Source organism: Antarctobacter aquimaris, assembly GCF_900184945.1.
GTDB lineage: Bacteria > Pseudomonadota > Alphaproteobacteria > Rhodobacterales > Rhodobacteraceae > Maliponia > Maliponia aquimaris.
Map to the genome: position 1 here is coordinate 1 of NZ_FXYF01000008.1, position 25,889 is coordinate 25,889.

General features: G+C 69.2%; 22 protein-coding genes. 12 read left to right on the forward strand and 10 right to left on the reverse strand.

All coding sequences use genetic code 11. The features are described from left to right. Positions 1-960 precede the first annotated feature (960 nt). The gene (locus MAA8898_RS14725; protein ID WP_094021796.1) at positions 961-1,641 is read right to left on the reverse strand and encodes a hypothetical protein; all 681 of its coding nucleotides are present in this window, start codon (positions 1,639-1,641) and stop codon (positions 961-963) included. A 115-nt stretch (positions 1,642-1,756) separates the two neighbouring features. On the opposite strand from MAA8898_RS14725, the gene MAA8898_RS27085 reads away from it, so the two are divergent. From MAA8898_RS27085 to MAA8898_RS14745, 5 genes are all read left to right on the forward strand, one after another. Continuing rightward, positions 1,757-2,752, forward strand: coding sequence for a helix-turn-helix transcriptional regulator (locus MAA8898_RS27085; RefSeq protein WP_094021797.1), 996 nt, complete (start codon positions 1,757-1,759; stop codon positions 2,750-2,752). Between the two features lie 76 nt (positions 2,753-2,828). After that, entirely contained in the window at positions 2,829-5,423 is a 2,595-nt protein-coding gene (locus MAA8898_RS14735) for a PD-(D/E)XK nuclease family protein (RefSeq protein WP_094021798.1), read from the forward strand. Then, positions 5,420-7,075 (forward strand): UvrD-helicase domain-containing protein, encoded by a 1,656-nt coding sequence (locus MAA8898_RS14740; protein WP_245853428.1) that lies wholly within the window; start codon positions 5,420-5,422, stop codon positions 7,073-7,075. Before MAA8898_RS14735 ends, MAA8898_RS14740 begins: the two co-directional genes overlap by 4 nt. Beyond that, positions 7,000-7,902, forward strand: coding sequence for a PD-(D/E)XK nuclease family protein (locus MAA8898_RS26760; RefSeq protein ID WP_245853429.1), 903 nt, complete (start codon positions 7,000-7,002; stop codon positions 7,900-7,902). Before MAA8898_RS14740 ends, MAA8898_RS26760 begins: the two co-directional genes overlap by 76 nt. 511 nt (positions 7,903-8,413) lie before the next feature. After that, entirely contained in the window at positions 8,414-9,502 is a 1,089-nt protein-coding gene (locus tag MAA8898_RS14745) for an AbrB family transcriptional regulator (RefSeq protein ID WP_094021799.1), read from the forward strand. A gap of 3 nt (positions 9,503-9,505) precedes the next feature. On the opposite strand, the gene MAA8898_RS14750 is transcribed toward MAA8898_RS14745, so the two are convergent. Together MAA8898_RS14750 and MAA8898_RS14755 are read right to left on the reverse strand one after the other, a co-directional pair. Next, positions 9,506-10,591 carry an enolase C-terminal domain-like protein gene (locus MAA8898_RS14750; protein ID WP_094021800.1) on the reverse strand — a complete coding sequence of 362 codons (1,086 nt, stop codon included), beginning with the start codon at positions 10,589-10,591 and terminating at the stop codon, positions 9,506-9,508. A gap of 4 nt (positions 10,592-10,595) precedes the next feature. Further along, positions 10,596-11,339: an SDR family NAD(P)-dependent oxidoreductase gene (locus MAA8898_RS14755; protein ID WP_094021801.1), complete on the reverse strand. Its 744-nt coding sequence runs from the start codon at positions 11,337-11,339 to the stop codon at positions 10,596-10,598. Between the two features lie 143 nt (positions 11,340-11,482). On the opposite strand from MAA8898_RS14755, the gene MAA8898_RS14760 reads away from it, so the two are divergent. From MAA8898_RS14760 to MAA8898_RS14780, 5 genes are all read left to right on the forward strand, one after another. Then, positions 11,483-12,178, forward strand: coding sequence for a GntR family transcriptional regulator (locus MAA8898_RS14760; protein WP_094021802.1), 696 nt, complete (start codon positions 11,483-11,485; stop codon positions 12,176-12,178). Between the two features lie 62 nt (positions 12,179-12,240). Beyond that, positions 12,241-13,233, forward strand: coding sequence for a Bug family tripartite tricarboxylate transporter substrate binding protein (locus tag MAA8898_RS14765; protein ID WP_094021803.1), 993 nt, complete (start codon positions 12,241-12,243; stop codon positions 13,231-13,233). Positions 13,234-13,297: 64 nt separating this feature from the next. Beyond that, positions 13,298-13,744, forward strand: a complete 447-nt coding sequence (locus MAA8898_RS14770) for a tripartite tricarboxylate transporter TctB family protein (RefSeq protein WP_094021804.1) — start codon at positions 13,298-13,300, stop codon at positions 13,742-13,744. Positions 13,745-13,777: 33 nt separating this feature from the next. Then, positions 13,778-15,307, forward strand: coding sequence for a tripartite tricarboxylate transporter permease (locus MAA8898_RS14775; protein ID WP_094021805.1), 1,530 nt, complete (start codon positions 13,778-13,780; stop codon positions 15,305-15,307). Then, positions 15,307-16,335, forward strand: coding sequence for an Ldh family oxidoreductase (locus tag MAA8898_RS14780; protein ID WP_094021806.1), 1,029 nt, complete (start codon positions 15,307-15,309; stop codon positions 16,333-16,335). Before MAA8898_RS14775 ends, MAA8898_RS14780 begins: the two co-directional genes overlap by 1 nt. On the opposite strand, the gene MAA8898_RS14785 is transcribed toward MAA8898_RS14780, so the two are convergent. From MAA8898_RS14785 to MAA8898_RS14800, 4 genes are read right to left on the reverse strand one after another with little or no spacing between them, the layout of a single operon-like run. After that, complete coding sequence (locus MAA8898_RS14785) at positions 16,323-17,612, reverse strand: aminotransferase class V-fold PLP-dependent enzyme (RefSeq protein WP_245853430.1); 1,290 nt, start codon at positions 17,610-17,612, stop codon at positions 16,323-16,325. The genes MAA8898_RS14780 and MAA8898_RS14785 overlap by 13 nt on opposite strands. Further along, positions 17,609-18,076, reverse strand: a complete 468-nt coding sequence (locus MAA8898_RS14790; protein WP_094021808.1) for a PaaI family thioesterase — start codon at positions 18,074-18,076, stop codon at positions 17,609-17,611. Before MAA8898_RS14790 ends, MAA8898_RS14785 begins: the two co-directional genes overlap by 4 nt. After that, positions 18,073-18,858, reverse strand: coding sequence for an enoyl-CoA hydratase (locus MAA8898_RS14795; RefSeq protein ID WP_094021809.1), 786 nt, complete (start codon positions 18,856-18,858; stop codon positions 18,073-18,075). The genes MAA8898_RS14790 and MAA8898_RS14795 overlap by 4 nt, the downstream gene beginning before the upstream one ends. Positions 18,859-18,873: 15 nt before the next feature. Beyond that, positions 18,874-20,100: a CaiB/BaiF CoA transferase family protein gene (locus MAA8898_RS14800; protein WP_094021810.1), complete on the reverse strand. Its 1,227-nt coding sequence runs from the start codon at positions 20,098-20,100 to the stop codon at positions 18,874-18,876. A gap of 109 nt (positions 20,101-20,209) precedes the next feature. Here MAA8898_RS14800 and MAA8898_RS14805 point away from each other — a divergent pair, with 109 nt between their 5' ends. Further along, positions 20,210-20,908, forward strand: coding sequence for a GntR family transcriptional regulator (locus MAA8898_RS14805; RefSeq protein ID WP_094021811.1), 699 nt, complete (start codon positions 20,210-20,212; stop codon positions 20,906-20,908). Positions 20,909-20,948: 40 nt separating this feature from the next. Then, entirely contained in the window at positions 20,949-22,466 is a 1,518-nt protein-coding gene (locus MAA8898_RS14810) for a malonate--CoA ligase (protein WP_094021812.1), read from the forward strand. A 1-nt stretch (position 22,467) separates the two neighbouring features. On the opposite strand, the gene MAA8898_RS14815 is transcribed toward MAA8898_RS14810, so the two are convergent. From MAA8898_RS14815 to MAA8898_RS14825, 3 genes are all read right to left on the reverse strand, one after another. Then, entirely contained in the window at positions 22,468-23,640 is a 1,173-nt protein-coding gene (locus MAA8898_RS14815; RefSeq protein WP_094021813.1) for a mandelate racemase/muconate lactonizing enzyme family protein, read from the reverse strand. Further along, positions 23,637-25,247, reverse strand: coding sequence for a GMC family oxidoreductase (locus MAA8898_RS14820; protein ID WP_094021814.1), 1,611 nt, complete (start codon positions 25,245-25,247; stop codon positions 23,637-23,639). Before MAA8898_RS14820 ends, MAA8898_RS14815 begins: the two co-directional genes overlap by 4 nt. A gap of 114 nt (positions 25,248-25,361) precedes the next feature. Continuing rightward, positions 25,362-25,889 (reverse strand): NADPH-dependent FMN reductase, encoded by a 528-nt coding sequence (locus MAA8898_RS14825; protein WP_094021815.1) that lies wholly within the window; start codon positions 25,887-25,889, stop codon positions 25,362-25,364.

Below are 25,889 nucleotides of genomic sequence, written 5' to 3' on the forward strand. Positions count from 1 at the left end.
AAAGACATTCTTCGCCAGATCGAGCCCGACCGTGATAATCTCCGACATGACCGCTCTCCTTTGTGGATCGTTGCAGACCCACCTTGGCACGTTGATGCCGTCGGGGGGCGGTCACATCATCAACGCCCCTGCGGTGCGAGACCGTCCGTTTCGGTCAAGCCATCCCGCAGCGAAGCCCCCCTCGGGATCGGCACGCGGCATCAATTCGTCCGGTGTTCCGGGCCCTCCGAAGGTGCATGGCTGGCTCCGGCCCATCGCTGTCGCAAGTGCCTTGCGCAGCGCGTGCACGGTTTCAGCCCGGAGCGGGCCTGGGTTCCTGTGCCGTACCCCGTGATGGCCGCCAGGCAACAAAAACTTGCTGGCGGCGAGATGCAGGTCAAAGCGCCCATTCGCCCGGATTGCGTCAGTGTCCGAATTCCGGGCGACAGCTCAGACCTCGCTACTGTCCAACCCAGCCGGAACAGCTCTCGCCTTCGTCAGTTTTCGCCGTGCAGGGACTGCCGACCGTGCGCGGCGCGCCGCTCAGCAGAGCGCGAAACGACTCGTTCACGCATCGGTCTCCCGTGTCGGTGTCGTGCAGGCATCGACCAACGATCTGAATGAAGCCTGGGCCGCAGCAATCGGCGCATCCCGCTTCGACGCAGGTCTGCGCTGCCGATGGCAAGGGCATCGCGCCTGGCCTGACTTATGGCGCATCCGCGCAAGTCCGGTGCGGGACACCGCGCTGAAGTGGTCTGCCGTCACGACGCTGCCACGGGTCTGCGGTTTCCGATTCCTGCGCATTGCGGTCGTTGCTGACCCGCGCCCGCCCGTCCTTGCCGGAAAACCAATCCCTTGACGACCGGCAAACAGCTTTCCAGGTGGACCGTCGCTGCGCCTGACAAGTAAGGTCAGGCTAGGATGACTTGCCCCCTGTAGACGAGAGCCCGCACGGCGGTTCCCTGAGCGGCAAGGTCCCCCTCAGGCGACTTTCTCCCCGGACCAGCCCAGCCAGACCGTCGGGCGCATCTCGGCCTCTCCCAGGAAGGTGCGGATGGCAAAGATCTCCATCGGAGCAGCCTTGCGAAAGGCAGGGCCCCAGCCGGGATCGACCTGGGTCACCTCCGTGCCGCCCGCCCAGACCCCTCTGCGCGCGGGCAGGTAGGCGTCGTCCCGATCGGTCAGAACGTCGCCTTTTGCCAGCCGTGACAGCGCCCGCACCATGGCGGCGTCCATGTCGCCCAGAAGACCGCTCAACGGGCAGTCGGACCGCTCCACCCGGCGCTGCATCACGTGACGCGTGGCGTGGACGGAATGAACCTTGAACACGATCAATCCCTTGCCCGTGCGGACGTGAAAGCGCGTCCAGGCGATGCGCTCTTCTCTGAAGCAATCGACGCCGTCCTTCCGCAGGTCCACGCCCAGCACGGTCCGCAACACCACCACCAGCCCTTGCGATGTCGGCAGGGCCTGCACCACGCCACGCCGCCCCCTGATCCGCGCGGCAAAGCGTTGACGGCTCCGGATGTTGGGCGCCATTTGGTGGACCTCGTTCAGGATGCCGGCCGTCTCGGCGCTGTCGCGGGCGGCCAGCTCCATCGCCTGCCGCGCCAATCCGCGCGCCAGCGAGCCACGCGCATGTTCAAGGTCCAGTACCCGCATTCCGATCCCTCCGGTCCTGAAGATTCGTTGACAATTCGATGGTTTCGCATGAGCATGACAAAAGTCGTCACCGTTTGGCGGTGCCTCAGACGATTGATTGATCGAGGAAATTCCCATGTCCTATGCCAAGGCCGCCGATCTCCTGCGGGTCGCCGAGATGGCCATGTCCCGCTTTGACGGCATCGCGTTACAGGACATCACGGCCGAGTTCGGCTGCGATCACCGGACGGCACAGCGCATGATGCGCTCGTTCGAGACGGTCTTTCCGCAGGTCGACATCAGCGAGGATCCGGACCGCCGCCGCCGCTGGCACATGCCCCGCCATGACCCGCGCTGGCTACAGGCGCAGGGGATCCGCGACGGCGAGCTGGTGGCGCTCGAGATGGCGGTCAAGCGTGCCGAACGCGACGGCGCGCCGGACGAGGCACAGCGATTGCGGACACTGCGGGACCGGCTGCTGGCGTCGATGCCGTCCAGCCACGCACGACGGACCGAGGCCGATGCCGAGGCTCTGCTGGAGGCGCAGGGTTTTGCCTCGCGCCCCGGGCCGCGCGTCGCACCCGACCTGCGGCTGCTGGGCGTTCTCACCGAGGCCCTGCGCGCGCCGTGGGAACTGAAAGTGACCTATCGATCGGCCGACGGCACCGCCAGCGAACGGTTGCTGGAGCCGCACGGCCTGTTGCTGGGCACCCGGCGATACCTTGTCGCGCGGCCCTCGGCGGGGGATGGACACATGCGGCGCTTCCGGCTGGACCGGATCGTCGAGGCCCAGATCACCCCGCGCAGCTTTGCCCGCGACGCCGATTTCGACCTCGCGCGCTTTTCGGCGCTGGCATTCGGATCCTTCCATTCGGAGGCGGAATTCGGGCCGGTGGAATGGCGGTTCACCCCCGAGTCCGCCCCGGTGGCAAAACAGTTCGTGTTCCACCCGACCCAGGAAATGACCGAAGAGGCGGACGGCGCGCTGACAGTCCGGTTCGAGGCCTCGGGACACCTCGAGATGGCCTGGCACCTGTATCGTTGGGGCGACCAGGTGGAGGTCATCGCGCCAAAGGCTCTGCGCGACCTGGTCGCCGCGCACCGGCGACAGGACTTCCCGGCGCTGCCCTGATCGCCGCGACAGCTTTTGCCACCCCAAGGGGCGCACCTTGGAGCAACACCAGGTTAACGATTCGAAAGGTCTGCCGATGCGCATCGATCCCCTGCTCACGCGCTCCCCCGTCTCGGGCGCGGTGCGCCACGTCACCGACGACCTCCTGGCCGAAGTCTACCTTGCGCCACGCGCGGCTGGCCTCGTGCTGAAAGACGCGCTCGGCGGCGGCACCGCGCCCTGGTCGGCCAGCTTTGCCGCAGCGCCCGACGAAACGGCGCGGGCGGTCGAAGCGGGTTTGATCGCCGTGGCACGCGCCACGCCGCACCTCGATCCGGACGACCTGGAACCCGCCCTCCTGCCGGAGAGCCGGGCGCGGACCCATATGCAGGCGCTGCGCGATCTGTGGCGTGACCTCGGTGCCCTGCCCGGCCCCCTGGACACCTGGCGCCATGTCCTGCGCAGCACGGCGTCGGAGGCCCTGGAACCGCTGCCCTTGATCGGCCCGGACTGCCCTTTCGCCAGCCCGGCCGAAACGGCGCTTGCGCGGCCCCTGGGCGCGCACCACGGCCGCCTGCCCGCGCAACAGGCGCCGGAACAGGCACCCCCGGGGACCGCATACCGGCACCTGCAAGACACCCTCGGGCGCAGGTCCGACAGGGTCCCGCCGGACGCAAGCCTTGCCTGTCACGGTCTGCGGGATCCCCGCGAGGAAGCCGAATTCGCCGCCGCCCGTGCCCGCACAATGCTGGACGATGGCACCGTATCGGCAGCACGGGACATCGGTCTGCTGGCGCCGGACGAACCGAGCTACGGGATGGCCCTGGCCGAGGCGTTCGACCGCGTCGGGTTGCCGCTGGCCGGACGGCCCGCCCAGCCGGTGCTGCGCGACGACGTGGGCGAACTGCTGTCCCTGCTGCTCGTGCTGCTGCAGGGCCACGCCCCGCGGACGGCCCTGGCCTCGCTCTATGTCGCGCCGGTGATGCCCTGGCCCCGGGACACGGGTCTGCGGATGGCGCGCGAGCTCATGGAACGCGGATGGTCCCGCACGGCCTCCGAACTGACCGGCGCGGCGCGCGAGGTGCTGAAGGCGCTGCGCCCCTACATCACGCCGGAACAGCTCTTTGCCCGCCTTGGCGTGGTGGCCCGTGCGGCCCCCTGCGCGGCGCTGCAACCGCGCATCGCCGCCCTGAGAGCCGTCGCGCAGGACACGCTCGACTGGCCCTTGCTGCGTCGGCTGGCCAGCCCGCGCATGACGCCTGCCGAGGGGGCAGACCGCTTTGTCGAAGGCGTGTCGCTGTTTGCGGAAAACGCCCTGCCCTGGCGCCCGGTCCGGCAGCTGATCGTGCTGGGGCTGGCCGGCCGTCACTGGCCGCGCCTCCCGGGCGCCGATCCCTTCTTCACCGAAGGCGAAATCGAGGCGATCCGCGCCACCGGCCTGGCGCTGCCCGGACGGCAACAAAAACTCGCGCGCGGGCTGGAGCTGTTCCGCCGCCAGCTGGGCGCCGGCACCGAGGGGCTGACGCTGCTGGTCCCGGCGCTGGACCTGCGCGGGGACCGGCTGACGCCGTCCACGGGCCTCGCGTTGATGGCGCACATGCTGGGGGCCAAAGACCCGGCCGACCTCGTTCAGGACATCCGCTCTGCGCCGCCCGACAGCTGGCCCGTGGCCGTGCACGTTCCCGACCCGGTCGCCCTGGGCGGCGCGCCGGACCTGCCCGAGACTGGCCTGATCCACCTGCAAGCCGGTCTCGGCACGCCCGACCAGCCGGGCCGTGACCTGCTCGACCTGCGCCGGACACCGGAGGGGCAGCCGCTGCCGCATTCGCCGTCGCGGCTGGAGACTCTGCTGGTCAGCCCGCTGGCCTGGCTGCTGGGCGAACTGGGCGCGCGGGACCGCACCTGGGCACCCGAGGCGCTGGACGTGATGACCCTGGGCACGCTGATGCACCAGGTGCTGGAAGAGGTCTTTGCCGAGGGCGTCCCGGTGCCCGACAGCCCCGCGATCGCAGCCATGGTCCCGGACGCGCTGGACGCGGCGATCCGCCGTCACGCCGCCTGGCTGGCCGAGCCCGCCTGGGCCACCGAGCGTCGCAGCCTGCTGCGCGAGGCGCTGGAGGTCTGCACCTCCTGGGCCGGGTTCCTGAGGGATGTCGGCGCGCAGGTGCTGCACAACGAGATCACGCTTCAGGGCGACCACGGCGGCCTGCTGCTGCACGGCAAGGCCGATTGCCTGCTGCGCCTGCCCGACGGCCGCATCCTGGTCGTCGATCACAAGCGCTCCGGCGCGGCCGGGCGGCGCGACCGCATGTCCAAAGGCTGGGACCTGCAGGTGGCGCTCTACCGCGCCATGCTGGAACGGCCCTCGGCAGAGACCGCGCTGACACGGCTGGTGGCGCAGGGCGCGCAGGTCATCACCGCCTATCACATGCTGCGCGACGGCACGGTCCTGTCCGATGCCCGCGGCGCGGACGTGCCCCGGATCGAGACGACAGGCCAGGACGCCTCGGTGCGGGCGATGGATCATCTCGCGGACGTGCTGGCCGAGGTCGGCGCCGGCACCATCCGCCTCAACCGCACAGGCGATGCGAAGACCTTCGAAAAAGAGCGCGGCCTGCGCGCCTATGCGCTGGACGATCCCCTTGTCGCCGCCTTCAGCCTGCCCGAAACCCTCGCGGAGGACGCCGAATGACCCATCTTTCCCTCGTGCCCGCCGGGGCCGGCGCCGGCAAGACCTGGCACATCCAGAAGGAACTGGGTGCCTGGGTCGAAACCGGCGAGGTCGCCCCGGGCCGCATCCTGGCCGTGACCTTCACCGAGGCCGCCGCCGCCGAAATGCGCGACCGCGTGCGGGGCGAGCTGATGGCGCGCGGCCGGCTCCACGACGCGCTCGAGATCGACCGCGCCTACATGGGCACGATCCATGCACTGGGCCAGCGCCTGCTGACCGAACACGCCTTTGCCGCCGGCCGTTCGCCCGAAAGCCGCCTGTTGAGCGAGCCCGAGCGCGACCTTCTGATCCGGCTGGAAATGGACCATTGCGCGGCGCTGGCCCCGCTGATGGAGCATCTCGGCCGGTTCGGCTACCGCTGGAACCACCAGGCCCGGACCAGCGCCGAGGACGGCTTCCGGGCCGATGTACTGCGGACCGTCGACCTGATCCGCGGGCTGGGCGCGCGCGGCCAGTCGCCCGATATCCTGACCCCCGCGCTGGAGGCGCTGACCAAAGGCTACGGCCCCTGCGCCGAAGACGGAACCGCCCTCACGGCCGCGTTGCGCCAAGCGGTACAAGACGTGCTGGCGGCCTTCCCGGGCAGCCTCGCACCGCTCTTTGCCGCAACCAGATCGGTCAGGGACGACTTTGCCAAAGACCATGAGAACCTGCGGACTGCCAGCCAACCCGGCCGGCTCGAGACGGACTGGCCGCTCTGGCAGAAATTGCGCAACCTGCGCCTCTCGAACAGCAAGTCGCGGACGCCCCCCGGCTACGATGCCCTTGCGCAGGCCGTCCGGTCGGCCGCGGACGCCCTGCCCCGCCATCCCGGCCCGCTTGCCGATGCCAGGGCCCATCTGACCGCGCTGGTCACCGGCGCGCAACAGGTGCTGCACGCCTACCAGACCGCCAAGCGCCGCGCCGGGCTGATCGACTATGGCGACATGATCGCCGAGGCCGAAAGCCTGCTGCATGACCGCCCCGAGATCCTGCAGGCGGTGCTGGGCGAGATCGATTGCGTGGTGATCGACGAATTCCAGGATACCAACCCGGTGCAGTTCGCCCTGCTCTGGCGGCTGGCGCGTGGCGCGAAACGTGCGCTGATCGTGGGCGACACAAAGCAGTCCATCATGGGCTTTCAGGGCGCCGACGCCCGCCTGTCGCAGGCCTTGCAGGGCGGGCACCTCGATGCCGTGTCGCCGCTTCATCGCAACTGGCGCTCGGACAAGCGCATCATGGACCTCGTCAACACGCTGGGTCCGGCGCTCTTTGATGACTACACCCCGTTGCAGCCGCAGCGCCCCGAAACCGGCGAGACCGCGCTGGAGGTGCTGCACCTGCCCGGTGGCCGCAAGGATACCTCGTCGGAGTGTATCGCCAACCGCGTGGCCGACCTCCTGGAGGCGGGCACCCTGGTCTGGGACAAGACACGCGAGGAACTGCGCCCGGTCCGGCCCGGCGACATTGCCGTGCTGACCTACACCCATGACAAGGCCAGCGCAGCCGCAGCCGCGCTTGAGGCGCACGGCCTGCCGGTGCGGATCCAGCAGGCCGGTTGGCTGACCTCACCGGCGATGCGCGCCGCCCCGAGGACGAATGCGACGCCGCGCGCAAGCTCTACGTCGCGCTGACGCGGGCGCGGGATCGGCTGATCCTCGTCATGCAGCGGCCGCCGGGCAAGCCCTCGGAGCACCCCCGGCGCATGGTCGACCTGCTGCGTGCCCGCGCCGGATTCGAAACCGGCGACGGCACGCTGACCGTTGCGGGCCAGAGCTTTGCCGCCCGCGTGGCCGACGGTGTCCCCGACGCGCCGGCGACACCCGCCACGACCGCGGCCGAGACGCTGGCCCGCTTCGGAACGGCGCAGCCCGCAGCGGATGGTCCCCGCACCCCCTGGCGGCGCAGCCCCTCGACCCTTGGCGCCTGCGCCGCGCTGCCGGCCGGCGCGCTGGAAACGCTCAGGCTGGGCGATGGCGTCGCCGAGACCCGCAGCGGCAGCGCGACCGCGCGCGGGACGGCGTGGCACCTCGCCTTCCGCGTGCTCGCCGGACGCCCGGACCTGGCCGGTCGCATCGCCGCCGCCACGGGCCTGCCGGACGCCGCCATTGCCCAGATCGCCGCCCAGGCGCGGGCCTTGACCGCCTGGCTGGCGGATCGCGGCTATGACGACCTGCACTTCGAGCTGCCGTTGCAGGAAACCTCGGCGGACGGCTCGGAAACCAACGCCATTCTCGACTGCCTGGCCGAAGGCCCGGACGGTCTGCTGATCATCGACCACAAGTCCGGCCCCTGCCCGGACCCCGAGGCCCGCTTTGCCGCCTACCAGCCGCAACTGGCCGCCTACGCCGCGATGGTTCACCGCCGCTGGCCTGACAAGAAAATCAATGGCCTCGCCATCCACTGGATGAGCGAAGGCACCCTGTCACTGGCGCGCCTGCCCGTGGAGGTCCTGGCGTGAATGGCGGCTGTCTCCTCGAGTCCGGTTCGAGATCCAAGCCAATACCCCTTCCACCCGCCAACCAAGAAGCGCGAGATGACCCGAGACCGGTCCTCTCCCCCGGTGTCAGGCCGAGCCTGTGCGAACGAGGCAGACGGACAGACTGAAGAGATCACATTTCCTGCTCGCAAGACCCCGGAACCTTTCCGGGAATACCCCGACGCTGCTGCCGGAGCGGCCAATCGCGCGCTGGGGCCAGGACAGCGTTACGGATGCCTTCACTGACGGGCACCGCGCCCGGGTCCAAACCATCGTGGGGGAGGTCTGCCGAGAGTTTGTGCCGATACATCGCTCGGCGCGCTGCGAGTCACGCCAGAGCTGACCCCGCACGCCGCTGCCCTTGCCCAGCCCGCCAGAGGTCAGTACCACTTGGCAGCCGTCGCCTTGCGCGTCGGTTTCCGCGCCCTTCGGGCAGCTTGCCAGCCGCCCGTCGCGCCCCGCTCCGGGACACAGCATCGAAGGACACCCGCCAATGCAGGACCGCGACACCGCCGCGACCCCCGCGAAGGGACTGCGCCGCTGGGCACGCACCGGGCTGACCTACGCCATCGCCGGGCTGGCCGGCTGGACCGCCCACACGCTGGGCGCGCCGCTGGCCTGGATGCTGGGGCCGTTCTTTGCCTGTGCGGCCGCCTCGGCGATGGGGGTGCGGCTGACGACGATCCCCTTCAGCCGGCAATTGGCGCAGATCACCATCGGGCTGGGCATCGGCCTGCGTTTCACGCCCGAGACGCTGCTGGCCACGCTGGCCTTGACCCCGGCCATGCTGGTGGCGACGGTCTATGTGATCGCCTACACGCTGGGCGCGGCCTTCCTGTTCCGCCCCCTGGCCGGGGTCGGCCGCCCGACGGCCTTTTTCGCCACGGCGGCGGGCGGCGTGGCCGACATGGCCGTGGTCGCCCGGGACAAGGGCGGCGATGCCTCGGCGGTGGCGCTGGTGCAGGCGCTGCGGGTGTCGATCACCGTGGCCGTGGTGCCGATCCTGGTGATCACCTTCGGCACCCCCGGCACGATCCCCGACGCCGCGCCGCCGCTGACCGCCGACACCCTGCTGCCGCTGCTGCTGGCCTTCGCTGTCGCGATCCTCGCCGCGCGGGCGCTGAACCTGACCCGCCTGCCGAACGCCTGGCTGGTGGCGCCGATGCTGCTGGGGCTGTCGCTGGGGGCGACGGGCACGCTGTCGGCCAGCGTGCCCTCGGGCGCGATCCTGGCGGCGCAGCTGTTCCTCGGCACCTGGCTGGGCACGCAGTTCCAGCGCGAGATGCTGCTGGCCCTGCCCCGCGTCGCGCTGGCCGGGGTCTGCGCCTCGGGTTTCATGATCGTCGCGGCCTTTGCCGGGGCGCTGGTGCTGTCGGCGGCGACCGGGTTGCCGATGGCCACGGCCTTTCTCGCGCTCGCCCCGGCGGCGGTGACGGAAATGGTGATCACCGCCAAGGTCATGCACCTCGACCCGGAGATCATCACCGGCTTTCACATCCTGCGGATCTTCATCGTCATCTCGACCGCGACGCTGGTCTATCGCCTGTACCAGCGGATCGGCGACCGGCTCGGCGCGGGCTGAGGCTCAGAGCACCCGGCAGGCGGCCAGCGCCTCCTCATCCGGGCAGAGGCCCAGCCCCGGCCCGTCCGGCAGGCACAGCGCGCCGTCGACGATGCGCAGCGGATCGGGCAGCAGCAGCCGGGCGATGCGGGCCTGCGCGCGGTGCAGCTCGATCCCGCCCTGCTCCATCGCGCCGCAGACCCAGTGCAGGTTGACGAAGTCCCAGCCGCCGCCGGGTGCCACCTGCCGCCCCTGCCCCTGCGCGCGCCGCGCCACGTCGACCGCCGCCGCGACCCCACCGGCAAAGACGGCGTTGGGTTGCAACACCTGCACCCCCGCCTCGGTCAGCAGGTCAAACCGCTCTGTGCTCTGCTCCATCTGGCCCGCGCCCAGCGGCATGACGCCCATGCGCGCCAGGTCAGCCAAGGCGTGGCGGTCGTTGCCCAAAACCGGCTCTTCCAGCCAGGCCAGGTCCAGGTCCGCCGCCGCGCGGACAAAGTCGCGCGCGGTCTCCAGGTCCATACCGCAATTCGCATCGGCGATCAGTTCGGCCTGCGGGCCGATGGCGTCACGCACCGCGCGCAGGCGCGCCACGTCCTCGGCGACGCTGCGCCCCCGTGCGGCGATCAGCACCTTGACCCCGCGCGCGCCCCCGGCGACCTCGCGCGCGCAGACCTCGACCAGCGCCCCTGTGTCCAAAGCCGGAAAGCCGCAGGTCACATGCACCGGCGCAGAGACCCGCCTGCCGCCCAGCTGCGCCGCCAGGCTGACGCCCGCCCGCGTCGCCGCGAGATCCGCCAGCGCCACGTCCAGCGCCGACAGCGCCGAGACGACGACGCCGGTCATGCCGCGCGGGTTGACCCGGCGCATCAGGGCCGAGGTCGTCGGCACCTCCGGCACGTCCAGCGCGGCGCGCACCGCCCCGTTCAGGAACCCCGCCACCTCGGCCGCCAGGAACCGCCCGGTGAATCCCTCGCCCGTCACCCCGTCCCGATCACGCAGACGCACCCGGACAAAGGTGAAGCTGTCCGGGCCGGAATAGGGGTCGGGATCGCCCGGCAGCGCGCCGGGCCGGTGCACCGTGGCGACACAGCTCAGCGGGCCGCGCACGGCGTCACGTCTCCTCGCCGCCGTTCACCGCGATCATCTGTCCGGTGACGAAACGCGCGTCGTCCGACACGAGAAAGGCCACCGTTCCGGCGATATCCTCGGGCCGCCCCATCGACCCCACCGGGATCGAGGCCACGCGCTTGGGATCATCGACCGTCTCGGTCTCCTTGCGGATCTGGCCGGGCGAGATGACGTTGGCGGTGATGCCCTTGGGGGCGAATTCCTCGGACAGCGCCTTGGTCATGCCCCAGACGCCGTGTTTGGCGGCCGAGATCGGCGCCCCCTCGAAATAGCCGCGGATCGCCTTCATCCCGGCAAAGTTCACGATCCGGCCCCAGCCGTTGTCCACCATGCCGGGCAGAAAGGCGCGGCTGAGGCGAAAGGCGCCGGTCAGCGCGGTGTCGATCACCCGGCTCCAGTCCTCGTCCGTTGTCTCGAGGAACGGCTTGTGCGGCCGCACGGCGGCGTTGTTGACCAGGATGTCGACCCGGCCGAACCGCTCCAGCGCGGCCTTGGCGATGGTCTGCACCGCCTGCGCATCGCTCACGTCGCCCATCGCCACCAGCGCCTCTGCGCCCCGTTCGCGCACCATGGCGGCGGTCTGTTCCGCCGCGGCGCTGTCGCGCGATCCGTTGACGACGATGGCGCAGCCCTCATCCGCAAGGCGCAGCGCGATGGCCCGCCCGATGTTCTGGCCCGACCCCGAAACAAAGGCCGTCCGGCCCGTCAGTCTGCTGCCGTTCTGCATGTGTCGCTCCTTCCGGTTCCGGCCCCGGCGATCCGCCAGATCCCCTGTCCCGCCGGGCGCTTGTCGACAGGGGTATCGCCCCGTCTTCGATCATTCAACAGAATATTGTTGACAATCTACAATCCATGACCTGAAATCAGGGCATGAGCGAGGGGTCCCAAATTCGTGGCAGCTTTGAACGCCGGCGTCCGTTGGTGCACGAGGTCCGTGACGAACTGGAACGCATCATCCTCGAAGGCGAGGTGGCGGCGGGTGAGCGGCTGGACGAATCCACGCTGGCCGAACTGATGGGCGTCAGCCGCGGCCCGGTGCGCGAGGCGGCCCGCTCGCTGGAACGCGACGGGCTGGTGACGGCGGTCGCCAACCGCGGCGTCTTTGTCCGCAGCCTGTCGCTGCAAGAGACGCTGGAGCTGTATGACCTGCGCGCGATGATCGCCGGCTACCTCTGCGCCGAACTGGCCCGCACCGCCGACGCCGCCCTGCACCAGACCTTGCAGGTCTACCTGCACCGCATGGACGAGGCGATCGCCGAGCAGGACGAAAGCGCGTATTTCCTGACCAACCTCGCCTTTCACGATCACATCGCCGCCGCCGCGGCCAAGCCGCGCTCCTGCGCGCTCTACACCGCGCTGGGCAAGGAGGTGCGCCTGTTCCGCCTGCGCGTCCTGTCGGGCCGCGCCGCGCTGGAACTGTCGAACAGCGAACACCGGCGTCTGGTCGACGCCATCACCCGCGGAGATGCACAGGCCGCCCGCGACGAAGGCGCCCAGCATCACCTGAACGGAAAGCAACGCCTGTTGGCCTCGCTCGAGGCCGGCGCGGAGGATCCGGCCGGCTAGACAAAGGGAACAGGCCCAAACAGGCCACGGATCACAAGATCAAACCAGGGAGGAAAAAAACAATGGAACTTACACTCAAATCGAAGGGGGCTTCGGCCACCGGCCTTGTTGCGGCGCTGGCCGTGGCGACCCCGCTTGCCTTTTCGGCACCGGCCTTTGCGCAGGACTACCCGGCGGCGGACCAGACGCTTGACTGGACCATCGCCTTTGGTCCCGGCGGCGGCAACGACATCATGGCCCGCAGCATCATCGAGATCCTGAAGAAGTACGAGCTCTACCCGGGCGACATCCAGCCCGAGAACCGCGCCGGGGGCTCGGGCGCGGTGGGCTGGGGCTATCTCTTTGCCCAGGACGGCAACCCCTACGGCATCTCGACGACCTCGGGCAGCTTTGTCACCACGCCGCTTCAGGCCGACACGCCTTGGAAACCGGCGGACTTCACGCCCGTCGCCCTGCTGGCCACCGACGACCTCGTGCTGGTGGTCAACAAGGACAGCGAGATCCAGAACATCGAGCAGTTCATCGCCTTCGCCAAGGAAAACCCGATCAACATCGGCGGCACCGGCACCGTGAACGTCGACTTCATCGTGCCGACGCTGTTCGCGCAAAAGGCCGGGTTCGAATTCGACTATGTGTCGTTCAACGACATGTCCGAACAGACCACCGCGCTGTTGTCCAACGCGCTGGACGCGATGGTCGGCAATCCCGGCGAGATCCTCGGCCTGATCGAATCCGGCGACCTGCGTCCGCTGGTCTTCTCGGGCAAGAACGTGCCCAAGGCGCTCGAAGGCGTGCCGACCATGGGCGACATCGGCTTTGACATCGGCGTGTCGATGCCGCGCGGCCTGATCCTGGCACCGAACGCGCCCAAGGAGGCGCAGGACTGGTGGATCGAGACCATGAAGAAGGTCGTCGAGACGCCCGAGTGGGACGCCTACATCACCTCCAACACCCTGACCCCCACGGTCATCTACGGCGATGAATTCGCGGCGTTCCTGACCACCACCATGGGCGGGTTCGAGGAAGTGCTGCGCTCGGTCGGCGCAATCGACTGATCACCCCGGTACGGCACTCCCGGCCGGGCGCCCTGCCCGGCCGGTCTTTCACGGGACAGGTTCCATGCGCATCGTGTTCGCGCTCGTGCTTCTGGCGGGCGCTGTCTTCTATACCTACGTCGCCTTTGTCGACCTGTCGTTCCTGACGCGGACCGGGCGGCTGGGCCCGGGTTTCTTTCCCCGCGTGATCGGCGTGACGGCGATCGTCGTCTGCCTGCTGATCACGCTGGACGAGATGCGCCGCAGCCGCGAGCCCAATGGCGACAACAGCCGCTGGCGCGACGCGGTGGCGCTGATCGCGCTGGGGCTGCTCTACGCGGTGCTGATGCGGCTGTTCGGCGGCTTTGTCGCCACGGTGATCTTCCTCGGCCTCGCGCTGACGGTGGTCAACCCGGGGCGCCACCTCACCAACGGGCTGGTGTCGGTGCTGGTGCCCATCGCGGTCTACCTGCTGTTCGACCGGCTGCTGAACGCCAGCATGCCGCCCGCCCTCTATTCCCTGCCGATCTGACGGCGCCCGACGCATCCCAACCGAGGACACCTGATGGACATCTTTTCGGACCTGCTGATGGGGTTGTCGATCGCCATCACACCGATCAACATGGTCTACCTGCTGGTCGGCGCGATGGTCGGCATGGTGGTCGGGGTGATCCCCGGTTTCGGCCCCTCGGCGGGGCTGGCCATCCTGCTGCCGGTCACCTTCGGCATGGACCCGGTCGGCGCCATCATGATGCTGGCCGCGATCTACTACGGCGCGATGTACGGCGGCACGATCACTTCGATCCTGCTCAACACCCCGGGCGAAAGCGCCACCGTCGCCAGCACCTTTGACGGCTTTCCGCTGGCCAAGAACGGCCGCGCGGGGCCCGCGCTGGTGATGCAGGCGGCGGCCTCGTTCATCGGCGGCACGGTGGGGGTGATCCTGATCACCATCCTCGCGCCGATGTTCAGCCAGGTGTCGCGCAGTTTCGGCCCGCCGGAATACTTCCTGCTGGCCATGATGGGGATGCTCACCCTCATCGTGATGATCGGCAAGAACTGGAAGTTCGGCGTGATCTCGGCCCTGATCGGCTTTGCGCTGGGCACCGTCGGCGTGGACCTCGAGACCGGGCAGGGCCGCTACACCTTCGGCTCGGCCGAGTTGATCGGCGGCATCTACTTCATCCCCATCGCCATCGGCCTGTTCGGCCTGGGCGAGCTGTTCTATGCCTTCTACAACGGGCTGCACCGCACCGGCACCGGCGGCATCGTCCGCTACGACGCCGAGGAACGGTTCTGGCCCACCGCCCATGACTGGATCTCGACCCGCTGGACCATGGTGCGCGGCTCGCTCCTGGGCTTTGTCGTCGGCGTGATCCCGGGTGCGGGCGCGACCATCGCCTCGCTGATGGCCTATTCCATCGAACGCTCGGTCTCCAAGACGCCCGAGAACTTCGGCAAGGGCGAGATGGCCGGCCTCGTGGCCCCCGAGACGGCGAACAACGCCGCCTCCTCGGGGGCGATGATCCCGCTCCTGACGCTGGGCATTCCCGGTTCGGCCTCCACCGCCGTTCTGCTGGCGGCCTTCCTGATGTGGGGCCTGCGCCCCGGCCCGCTGTTCATGTCGCAGAACCCGGAACTGGCCTGGGGCCTCATCGCCTCGATGTACCTGGGCAACATGGCGCTGCTGGCGATCAGCATCTTTGCCATCCCGCTCTTCGTGCAGATCATCAAGGTGCCCTACCGCATCCTCGGCCCGACCATCGTGGTGATCTGCGCGCTGGGCACCTTCAGCGTGCACGCCAGCTTTGTCGAAACCTACCTGATGTTCGCGGCGGGCATCATCGGCTTCTTCATGCGGCTTTACGGCTATTCGCCCGCCGCGCTGGTGCTGGCGCTGGTGCTGGGGCCGCTGGCCGAAGAGGCGCTGCGCCAGACGCTGACCATCTCGCGCGGATCGTTCATGATCTTCGTGGAACGCACGCCCTCGCTGGTCATTATCCTGGTCACGGTGGCGCTGGTGGTGCTGTTGCCGCTGCTGGCCCGGATCGGCAAGTCGGCGCGCAGCAACGACGTCGAGAACGCCGGCACCTGATGGCGCGCCTGCCCTTCGACGCGGCCCAGACCCTCGCCGCCCGCGCCTTCGCGCGCGCGGGCGTCGCGATCCCCGACGCGGACAGCGCCGCGCAGATGCTGACCTTGACCGAGGCCATGGGGATCTCCACCCATGGCCTTGTGCGTGTGCGGGATTACACCGCGCGGATCGCGGCGGGCGGCATCGACGCGCAGGCCGCCCCGCAGGTCGAGCGCCCCGCCCCCGCCCTGCTGCGCATCGACGGCGCGCGCGGCCTCGGCCCCGCCGTCGCCTTCTCCGCGCTGGAGCACACCATGCAGGCCGCGCGCCAGTGCGGCGTCGCCGCCGCCTTCCTGCGCCGGGCCAGCCACCTGGGCGCGCTGGCGCCCTACCTGTTTGTCGCGGCCGAACACGGCTTTGCCGCCGTCATCACCAGCAACACCGCGCCGATGATGGCCCCGGCGGGCGGCCGCGCCCCGGTGATCGGCAACAACCCCTTGGGCTTTGCCCTGCCACACCCCGAGGGGCGGCACGTCATCCTCGACATGGCGCTGTCCGTGGTGTCGCGGTCGCGCGTGCGGGCGGCGGCCAGGGCGGGCACCCCCATCCCCGACAGCTGGGCCACCGGGCCGGACGGCCTGCCCACAACCGACCCGGCACAGGCGATGCGCGGGCTGATGTCCGCCATCGGCGGCGACAAGGGCGCGAACCTCGCGCTCTGCCTCGATCTTATGGCCGGAGGGCTGTCAGGCGCCGCGATGCTGTCCGAGGTGCCGACCGCCGCCGATACCCCCGGCGCGCCGCAGGACCTGGGCCAGATGATCCTGCTGGTGGATGCCGCGCGGCTGTTGCCTGACACGGACCGCGCCGCGCGTCTCGACACCGCCGCACGGATCGTCGGCCAGTCCCCCGCGCTGAACCCCGCGCAGCCGCCCCGCCTGCCCGGCGCCCGCGCGCTGGCCCGCCTGCAAAAGGCAAGGGCGGAGGGGATCGACATCCCCTCCGCCCTGCTGTCGGATCTCGAGACGCTGGCCGGTCAGCCCGCCTGACGCGCCTCCTCGGCGATCTCCTGCACCGCTTGCAGGAACCGCGCGACCTCGGCCTCGGAGTTGTAGTGGCACATCGACACCCGGATGCAGGCCGGCAGGCCCAGCGGGTCAAGGATGTTGCGCGAATAGTGATCGGCCTTGCGCGTATGGGTGCGAATTCCCCGCTCGCGCAGCTTGGTCACCGTGTCCTGCGCGGCCTGCCCCTTGAACACGAAACTCACCAGCCCCTCGCGGCGCGGGTTGTCCACGCCGCCGACCATCACCACCTCGTCGTACCCGGCCAGCCCCTTGAGGTTGCCGGTGCCGTGCAGCATGGCATTGGTCAGCGCCGCCTCGTGCGCGTGGATCGCGTCACCCGCCGCGACGATCCGTTCGCGCCGGTCTGCCGAGTCCGACACCTGCCCGCCCAGCCAGTCGAAATAGGCCACCACGTCCGAGAAGGTGGCATAGGATCCGGTGTCGCGCGTGCCCAGTTCCCAGGGCGCACCCGGCGCGTCGATCAGGTTGTCATGCGGCAGCTTGGCCAGCCGGTTCGACAGCCAGGCAAGGCCATAGCCGTGGCGCGAAAACACCTTGTAGGGCGACACCACGTAGCCATCCACGCCGTAGCTGGACAGGTCCAGACGGCCGTGCGCGGCGTGCTGGATGCCGTCGACGATGATGTAGCAATCGGGCGCCACCGACCGGATCGCCCTGGCGACGGCGGCCACGTCCACCCCCATGCCGGAGACCGGCGAGGTGTGCAGGATGGTGGCGACGCGGGTATCGGCGGTCAGCTGCGGCAGGTAATGCTCCGGGTACACCGATCCCGTCTCCGGATCATGGCTCACCAGCACATGCGTCTTGCCCGCGACCTCCGCCCAGCGGTTGCAGGCGCTGCGGGTGGCGGGATGCTCCAGCGTACTGCCCAGCACGCGGCCGCCCTCGGGCGTGCCGAGACAGGCCGCCGAGATCAGCCGGAACAGCAGTTCCGTCCCGCTTTCGCCGACAAAAAAGGTGCCGCCCGGCGCGTTGAAGAACACGCGCATGTCGTCCTTGGCCTTGTCGATGATCCGCACCAGCTCGTGCGAGGCCTCGTTGTCGCGGCCCTGGTTGTCCGGGATACCGGCAAAGAAACCCGAGGTTTCGACCACGGATTTCAGCGTCAGCGCGCCGCCCGCGTTTTCAAAGAACACCCGGTCCCCGGCAAAGGGACAGCTGTCGACATGGGCAAACCGCGCCCGGATCGCGGTCAAAAGGTCGGGAGTGATCCCGCGGGTAGGCTGTTGTGCAGTCACGGCATTTTCCATGTGGCGGTGGCAAGGGCGGCAAGCTTGCCGTCCTCGGAATACAGGCGGCTTTCCATGAAGGACATGGACCGGCCCCGGCGGGTGAACCGACCTTCGCAGGTGACGGTGCCGCCCATGACCGGGCGCATGAACTGGATCTTCATCTCGATCGTGGCCCCCGGCCCCGCGACCTTGGCGACCAGGTGGCCCATGGAGATGTCCATGGCCGAGGCCATGACACCGCCGTGCAGCGACCCTTGCGGGTTGCGCAGCACGTCCGAGACCGGGAATTTCACGCGGCAGACTTCCTTGTCGGCATCCGCCGCCTCGGCGGGCAGGTAGGCAAACGACAGGTCCAGGAACCGGGCGAGGAAAAAGCGTTCGAACGCCTGTTCATGGTCCGACAGCGCGGTTTCGAACCGCGCCCGCGCCTCGCCCTCGTCCACCCGTTTCGGTGCGGTTTCGGAACTCATGCGCCGATGAAGCCCGGCTTGCGTTTCTCCAGAAAGGCACGGCGCCCCTCGATGTAATCCTGGCTGTCAAAGCAGGCCTGCACGCGCGCGGCGCAGGCATCCAGATCCCGCTCGGACTCGGGCTTCATCGCCTCGTTCACGATGAACTTGACCGAGTTCACCGTCATCGGCGCGTTGGCGGCGATCATCTCGGCCATCGACTCGGCGGCGGCCTCGACCTCGCCATCGGGCACGATCCGGTTGACCAGCCCCATGGTGCGCGCCTCCTCGGCGTCGAACCGGCGGGCGGTAAAGAAGATTTCCTTGGCAAAGGCGGGGCCGACCACGTCGATCAGCCGCTTGATCCCGACATAGCCATAGCCCAGCCCCAGCTTGGCCGCCGGAATGGCAAACTGCGACCCGGTCCCGCAGATGCGGATGTCACAGCTGAGCGCCAGCGCCACGCCGCCGCCGACGCAGAACCCGTCGATCTGCGCAATGGTCGGCTTGGGGAAGTTGGCGACCAGGTTGTAGGCTTCGGCCGTGGTGGCGTTGTAGGTCTCGACCGCCTCCTTGCTGGCGCGCTCGCTCTCGAACTTGGAGATGTCCGCGCCCGACACAAAGGCCTTGCCGCCCGCACCCGACAGGATGAGGATGCGCACGGAAGGATCGGCAGCAAAGCGGGTCGCGGCTTCGATCACCGCCTGCCACATCTCGAACGACACGGCGTTGCGCTTTTCCGGCTGGTTGAAGATGATGCGGGCGATCGGGCCGTTCTGGCTGGTGATGATCTTGTCGGTCATGCCTTGTGGGTTCCTTCAGGTGGCGCCAGAGGCCTTCATGGCCTCGATGTCTTCGGCCGAGAATCCGATCTCGGCCAGGATGTCCGCGGAATGCTGCCCGGCCAGCGGCGGCGGCGCAGCGATATGGCTGGGCGTGCGGCTCATCAGGATCGGCTGGCCGACCACATGGGTCGGGCCGCGCTCCTGGCTGACGACCGGCTGCGCCAAACCCAGGTGCTGCACCTGCGGGTTGGCAAAGACCTGGCCGATGTCGTTGATCTCGCCCGCCGGGACGCCTGCCTCGTTCATCGCCTCGACCCAGTCCGCCGTGGTGCGGCTGACGGTGATCTCCTCGATGGCGGCGTTCAGCGCATCGCGGTTCTCCGACCGCGCGGGGGCGGTGGCATAGCGCGGATCCTCGATCCATTCCTCGTGCCCCATGGCGCGGGCAAAGCGGCGCCAGATCTCCTGCCCCGCCACGGCCAGGTTCATGTGGCCGTCCTTGGTGCGGAACACGCCCGTCGGGATCGAGGTGGGATGGTTGTTTCCCGCCTGCCCCGGCACATCGCCATCCATCAGGAAACGCGCCGCCTGGAAATCCAGCATGAAGACCTGCGCCTGCAACAGCGAGGTCTGGATCCACTGGCCGCGCCCGGACGCCTGCCGCTCCATCAGCGCGATCAGGATGCCCTGCGCGGCAAAGAGGCCAGCGCAAAGGTCCGCGATGGGGATGCCCACGCGCATCGGCCCGGTGCCCGGCTGGCCGGTGATCGACATGAGGCCCCCCATGCCCTGCGCGATCTGGTCGAATCCGGGCCGGTCGGCCAAAGGCCCGTCCTGGCCAAAGCCCGAGATCGAGGCATAGACCAAGCCGGGGTTGTCCTGCGACAGGGTGTCATAGTCGATGCCGAGGCGGTTCTTCACGTCGGGGCGAAAGTTTTCGACGATCACGTCGGCGGTCCTGGCCAGCCGGCGAAAGGCTTCAAGCCCGGCCTCGGACTTCAGGTTCAGCGTCAGGCTGCGCTTGTTGCGGTGCAGGTTCTGGAAATCCGCGCCGGACCGTGGCCCGCCCAGCTGCGCGCTGTCCTCGGGCGTCTCGATCTTGATGACATCGGCGCCCCAATCTGCGAATTGACGCACGCAGGTCGGTCCGGACCGCACGCGGGTCAGGTCCAGGACGCGGATGCCGCGAAGCGCCGCACTGGCGCCGGTCACCGGCCCGCCCTGGGCCTCCGGCACCCCCGGTTTGTCGCGCTGCGTCATTGGACCCTCCCATGGCGTAACTGTCACGGCCAAACTAGGGGATGCGGCGGGACCGCACAAGATGTATGTTGATTGTTGACAAAAATACGGCGCGGGGTGAAATGGCGAAATGAAGCTTTCGGCAAGAGATATCGGGCAAAAACGGGCGACCCTCGCCGTCGAGGTGCGCGCCGAGATCGAGCGCATGATCGTCGAGGGAAACCTCGAGGCCGGCGAGAAACTGAACGAACTCACGCTGTCGGACGCCATGGGCGTCAGTCGTGGCACCGTGCGCGAGGCGATCCGCTCATTGGCCGACAGCGGGCTGATCAGCCTGATCGCCAACCGCGGCGCCTTTGTGCACAAGCTGACGCTGGCCGAGGTGCGCAACCTCTACGACCTGCGCGGCGCGATCTTTGCCATGGCCTGCGCCGCCGCCGCGCGCCGCGTCGCCGAAGGGGCGGAGACAAAGCTGCCCGACCGGCTGCGCCGCAACCTCGAAAAGATGCGCGAAGCCTTGGCCGAGGACCGCGTCGACCGCTACTACAGCCTTAACATCGAATTTCACGACATGCTGATGGAAGCCGCGCACAACCCCAAGGCCAAGACGATCTACGACAACCTCGTCAAGGAAATGCACCTGTTCCGCCGGCGCGGGCTGTCCAAGGCGCCCAACATCGCCCGCTCCATCGTCGAGCATGAGGCGATCCACGACGCGGTGACCAAGGGTGACCCCGAGGCCGCCCGCGCCGCCGCCGAACAGCACATCCAGCTGGGCCTTGGGCGCTACATGGCGATGATCGCCAAGGACGAGGAAAGCGCGACCTGAGGCCCCCTGCGCCCGGGTCCGCGGACTAAGGAGTGAGACCATGAGCAACCCTTTGCATGACGCCCTGTTCGCCCCGCACGAAGGGCGCGACACGCCCTTCCTGCACTTGGCCGACGGCCAGACGCTGACCCATGCGGCCTTCCTGGCGCGCGCCGGGCAGATGGCGAACGCGCTGGCCGCCGCCGGGGTGGCGCCCGGCGACCGCGTCGCCGTGCACATTGCCAAGTCCGCCGAGGCGCTGGCGCTCTACGCCGCCTGCATCCTGGCGGGCGCGGTCTTCCTGCCGCTCAACACCGCCTATACCCCGGCCGAACTCGACTATTTCGTCGGTGACAGCGGCGCGGTGCTGTTCGTCTGCGATCCGGCTGAGGCGCCAGCCATGCCCCCCATCGCGGCAAAGGCCGGCTGCGCCCTGCACACCATCGGCGCGGACGGGCGCGGCAGTTTCAGCGACCTCGCCGATGCGCAGGACAGCGCCTTTGCCCCCGCGCCCCGCACCGAAGACGACATCGCCGCGTTGCTCTACACCTCCGGCACCACCGGGCGGTCCAAGGGCGCGATGCTGACCCACCGCAACCTGGTGTCCAACGCGCAGGCGCTGGTCGAGATCTGGCGCTTTACCGCGGACGACGTGCTGCTGCACGCGCTGCCGATCTTTCACGCGCACGGGCTGTTCGTGGCGACCAACGTGATGCTGCTGTCGGGCGGGGCGATGATCTTCCTGCCGAAGTTCGAGCTTGAATCCGTGCTGGCCGCCCTGCCCCGCGCCACCACGATGATGGGCGTGCCCACCTTCTACACCCGCCTGCTGGACGATCCCCGCTTTGACCGTGACCTGACCTCGGGGATGCGGCTCTTCATCTCCGGCTCTGCCCCGCTCTTGGCCGAAACGCACCGCGCCTTCGAGGACCGCACCGGCCACCGCATCCTGGAACGCTACGGCATGACCGAAACCAGCATGAACACCTCCAACCCCTACGAGGGCGAGCGCCGCGCCGGCACGGTCGGCTTTCCGCTGCCGGGGGTCGAGGTCAAGGTCTGCGATCCCGAGACCGGCGCGCCCCTGCCGCAGGGCGAAACCGGGGTGCTGTATGTGCGCGGCCCCAACGTGTTCAAGGGCTACTGGCGGATGCCGGAAAAGACCGCCCAGGAACTGCTGCCCGACGGTTTCCTGATCACCGGCGACATCGCGCGGATCGACGCGGACGGCTACGTCACCATCGTCGGCCGCAGCAAGGACCTGATCATCTCGGGCGGCTACAACATCTACCCCAAGGAGATCGAGCTGTTCCTCGACGATCTGCCCGGCGTGCTGGAAAGCGCGGTGATCGGCGCGCCGCATCCCGACTTCGGCGAAAGCGTGATCGCCGTGCTGGTGCCGCAAAAGGGCGCGACGCTGGACCTGCCCGCCATCGAGGCGGCGGTCAAGGCGGACCTCGCCGGGTTCAAACGCCCCGGGCGCTACGTCGTGCTGGACGAGCTGCCGCGCAACACCATGGGCAAGGTGCAGAAAAACGCCCTGCGCGAGGCCTACGCCGACAGTTTCGTGACGGCCTGAGTCAGCCCTTCTCGCTGACCTTGTAGGCCGACCGCGCCAGCCATTCGGGGCTGATCTCCACCCCCCAGCCGGGCGCGTCGCTGACCTCAACCCGGCCATTGGTCACGGTATAGGGGTCCTCGACAAACAGCCCGCGCTGCCAGGGGTAATAGTCGTCCCCCTCGATCGAGAACTCCAAGTAGCGGCCGGGGTTCGGCACCGCGCGCAACAGGTGCATGGTGAACAGCGTCACCAGCGACAGGTTGGCGCTGTGTGGCGTGCAGGGCAGCCCGGCGGCATGCCCCATGCGCGCCACCTCCAGGCTCAGGGCCATGCCGCCCAGGTACAGGACGTCCGGCTGCACGATGTCCACCGCCCGCAAGCCCACGATCCGTTTCCACTGTTGCAGGTCCCAGTCCTGCTCGCCCCCCGCCACGTCGATGGTCAGGGCGCGCGTCACCTCGGCGGTCTGTTCCAGTTCCCAGTAGGGGCACGGCTCCTCGAAATGCTCATAGCCCTGGTCCTCCAGCATCCGCCCCACGGCAATGGCGCGCGCCGGGCCAAAGCCGGAGTTCGCATCGACCAGCAGCGCCGCCCCGTCGCCCAGGGCCCGCCGGATCGCCGGAATGATCGCCTCGGTCCGGCCCGGCCATTCGTCGCGATCCAAACCGCACTCCGCCCCGACCCGCACCTTGAAGGCGTCGAATCCGTGACTGTCACGCAGGGCAACCAGCCGCGCCGCCTCGTCCTCGGGGGTGATGTCGCGCCGCATGGACGAGGCATAGGCCCTGAGAGGCCCCGCCGTGCCACCCAGCAGCACCGCCACCGGCTGCCCCGCGACCTTGCCGCGCCAGTCCCAGACGGCGGTGTCCAGCCCGGCCATGGCGCGGCGCAGGTAGGTGCCCGGGTACTTGTGCTCGCGCAGCGGGATCTCGGCCAGCACGGCCTCCAGCGCGTCCATCCCGCGCCCCAGCGCCCAGGGCGCCACCTGCCGGTGCAGCACCTCGCAGCTCAGGTCGCTGTTGTAGGTCGACACCTGCCCCCAGCCCTGCGTGCCGTCCTCTGCCGTCACCCGGACAAAGCCGATCAGCGGCGTGCAGAATGTCTCGATCCGGGCGATGCGCGGGCCAGTGTCATCCTTGCCCCGGTCCCCCGCCACAGGCACCGCGCCGGAACTGGAATAGGGAATGCTCATGTCTCCTCCAGGATCAGCTCGGCGGCGCGATACGCCAGCATCATCACCGGCGCATTGGTATTGCCCGAGGTGATGTTGGGAAAGACCGAGGCATCGACCACGCGCAGCCCCTCGAACCCATGCACCTTCAGCCGGGGCGAGACAACCGCGCCCGCCGCCTCCGGCCCCATCGCGCAGGTGCCGACCGGGTGAAACACGGTGCCGCAGCGTTCACGGAAATCGGCCAGGATGTCATCGGCGCCCATCTGTCGCAGGTCCGGTGCCATCGCCCGGTCGACCAGCCGGGTCAGCGCCTCGGTCCGCATCAGGCGCTGGCACAGCAGCCCGCCCGCCACCACCTGCGCGCGGTCCTCCTCGGTGTGCAATGAGTTCGGCCGGATCCGCGGCGGCGCGTCAGGGTCATTGGCGGAAATGTCGATCCGCCCCCGGCTGGTCGGCCGGCAGGGCTGAAAGCCGATGATGAAGCCGGGAAACGGGTCGGGCTGGATCACCGTACGCTTGCCGCTGGGCGAGGTGGTGTAGGTCACCGGGTTGAAATACAGCTGCTGGTCCAGGTGCGGATGGTCCGGCGTCGACCGCAGGAAACCGCCGCACTGGTTCACCGACAGCGCCAGCGGCCCGCGCCGCGCCAGCGCGTAGTGCAACGCCGCGCGCACCTTGCCCAGGAAGGGACGCAGCGCGTTGTTCAGCGTCGGTTCCGTCGCGCGGAAGTAGTAGTTGATGCCCAGGTGGTCCTGGAGGTTGCCGCCCACCTGCGGCGCGTCCAGCAGCGGCGTGATGCCCTGCGATTTCAGCAGCATTGCCGGCCCGATGCCGGACAGTTGCAGCAGCCGGGGCGAACTCACCGCCCCCGCCGACAGCAACACTTCGCGCCCCGCCGTCAGCGTCCGCAGCTGCCCCCTGTGGCGCACGACCACCCCGGTCACGCGGCGGCCCTCGATGTGCAGCCGCTCGACCAGCGCGCCGGTCATCAGCGTGACGTTGGGCCGCTTCAAGGCCGGGGCCAGAAAGGCGCGCGCCGAATGCATCCGCCGCCCGCCGGCGGTGTTGATCTGGTAGACCGCCGCCCCTTCCTGCCTGTCGCCGTTCAGATCGGTCGTCACCGGCAGGCCCAGCTCGCCCGCCGCCGCAAAATAGTGCCGGTTGACCGGGTGGATCAGGTCGGACACGTCCTGCACCTGGATCGGCCCAGCCCCGCGCCGCGTGCCGTCCGCGCCCACCCGCGTCTCCATCGCGTCATAGGTCCGGCGCACCGTGGCCCAGTCCCAGCCCGTGGCCCCCGCCGCGACCCAGTCGTCATAGTCGCGCGGCACCCCGCGCGCGTAGACCAGCGCGTTGATCGCCCCCGATCCGCCAACGCATTTGCCGCGCGGCCAGTACCCGGTGCGCCCGGCCAGCGCCGCCTCCGGCTCGGCCTCGTACTTCCAGTTGACCGACGCATCGTAAAAGGTCTTGCCATAGCCCAAGGGCAGCGCGATCCACGGCGACCGCCCGTGCCCCCCCGCCTCCAGCACCAGCACGCGATGCCGGCCAGAGGCGCTCAGCCGCTCTGCCAGCACGCAGCCCGCCGACCCCGCCCCGACGATGATGTAATCGTAACCCGCCACGTTCCCCGACCGCCTGCCCAGACTCCCGACGCGGGATCGTTAGCGACCGGACAGCCCTGTCCACAATGGGAAAATGCCGCGTGACGCAAGGTCCTGCACATCCCGGGCCGCGTCTCAGCCCAGCGTCGCCATGAACCCGGCCAGCGTCTCCCCGGCAAAGCCCAGCACCGCCTCGTCCTGCAACAGCCCGTCCACCACCTTGGTGTTGGCCATGGGGACAAGGATTTCCTTGGCGGTATGGACCTGCGCCAGCATCCCGTTGAGGATGTATTTCAGGTGCGCCTGCGCCCGCACGCCCCCCAGCGCCCCGCCGGAAGTGGTGATCACGAGGCAGGGCTTGGCCTTGAACACCGACTCGTAGGCCGGGCGCGAGGCCCAGTCGATCGCGTTCTTCAGCACGCCGGGGACCGAGTAGTTGTATTCCGGCGTCACGAACACCAGCCCGTCCGCCGCCCGGATCTGCGCGAGGAACGCGGCCACCGCCGCGTTGTCGGTGACATCCGCGTTGTAATGCGGCAGCGCGCCGGGATCGGCCACGTCGCAGTCCGCCGCATCGCCCAGCCGGGCGATCAGCGCGCGCATGGTCGCCCTGGAGGATGACGCCTGTCGCAGGCTGCCGGGGATGAAAAGCAATCTGGGCAT

Excerpts from the sequence above, each read along its gene's own strand:
- MAA8898_RS14725 (WP_094021796.1), bottom strand. The coding sequence starts at position 1,641 with ATGCGGGTACTGGACCTTGAACATGCGCGTGGCTCGCTGGCGCGCGGA.
- MAA8898_RS14800 (WP_094021810.1), bottom strand. The coding sequence starts at position 20,100 with ATGACGCAGCGCGACAAACCGGGGGTGCCGGAGGCCCAGGGCGGGCCG.
- MAA8898_RS14790 (WP_094021808.1), bottom strand. The coding sequence starts at position 18,076 with ATGAGTTCCGAAACCGCACCGAAACGGGTGGACGAGGGCGAGGCGCGG.
- MAA8898_RS14825 (WP_094021815.1), bottom strand. The coding sequence starts at position 25,889 with ATGCCCAGATTGCTTTTCATCCCCGGCAGCCTGCGACAGGCGTCATCC.
- MAA8898_RS14735 (WP_094021798.1), top strand. The coding sequence starts at position 2,829 with ATGCGCATCGATCCCCTGCTCACGCGCTCCCCCGTCTCGGGCGCGGTG.
- MAA8898_RS14760 (WP_094021802.1), top strand. The coding sequence starts at position 11,483 with ATGAGCGAGGGGTCCCAAATTCGTGGCAGCTTTGAACGCCGGCGTCCG.
- MAA8898_RS14810 (WP_094021812.1), top strand. The coding sequence starts at position 20,949 with ATGAGCAACCCTTTGCATGACGCCCTGTTCGCCCCGCACGAAGGGCGC.
- MAA8898_RS14745 (WP_094021799.1), top strand. The coding sequence starts at position 8,414 with ATGCAGGACCGCGACACCGCCGCGACCCCCGCGAAGGGACTGCGCCGC.
- MAA8898_RS14815 (WP_094021813.1), bottom strand. The coding sequence starts at position 23,640 with ATGAGCATTCCCTATTCCAGTTCCGGCGCGGTGCCTGTGGCGGGGGAC.
- MAA8898_RS14765 (WP_094021803.1), top strand. The coding sequence starts at position 12,241 with ATGGAACTTACACTCAAATCGAAGGGGGCTTCGGCCACCGGCCTTGTT.
- MAA8898_RS14770 (WP_094021804.1), top strand. The coding sequence starts at position 13,298 with ATGCGCATCGTGTTCGCGCTCGTGCTTCTGGCGGGCGCTGTCTTCTAT.
- MAA8898_RS14795 (WP_094021809.1), bottom strand. The coding sequence starts at position 18,858 with ATGACCGACAAGATCATCACCAGCCAGAACGGCCCGATCGCCCGCATC.
- MAA8898_RS14740 (WP_245853428.1), top strand. The coding sequence starts at position 5,420 with ATGACCCATCTTTCCCTCGTGCCCGCCGGGGCCGGCGCCGGCAAGACC.
- MAA8898_RS14780 (WP_094021806.1), top strand. The coding sequence starts at position 15,307 with ATGGCGCGCCTGCCCTTCGACGCGGCCCAGACCCTCGCCGCCCGCGCC.
- MAA8898_RS14775 (WP_094021805.1), top strand. The coding sequence starts at position 13,778 with ATGGACATCTTTTCGGACCTGCTGATGGGGTTGTCGATCGCCATCACA.
- MAA8898_RS27085 (WP_094021797.1), top strand. The coding sequence starts at position 1,757 with ATGTCCTATGCCAAGGCCGCCGATCTCCTGCGGGTCGCCGAGATGGCC.
- MAA8898_RS14755 (WP_094021801.1), bottom strand. The coding sequence starts at position 11,339 with ATGCAGAACGGCAGCAGACTGACGGGCCGGACGGCCTTTGTTTCGGGG.
- MAA8898_RS14805 (WP_094021811.1), top strand. The coding sequence starts at position 20,210 with ATGAAGCTTTCGGCAAGAGATATCGGGCAAAAACGGGCGACCCTCGCC.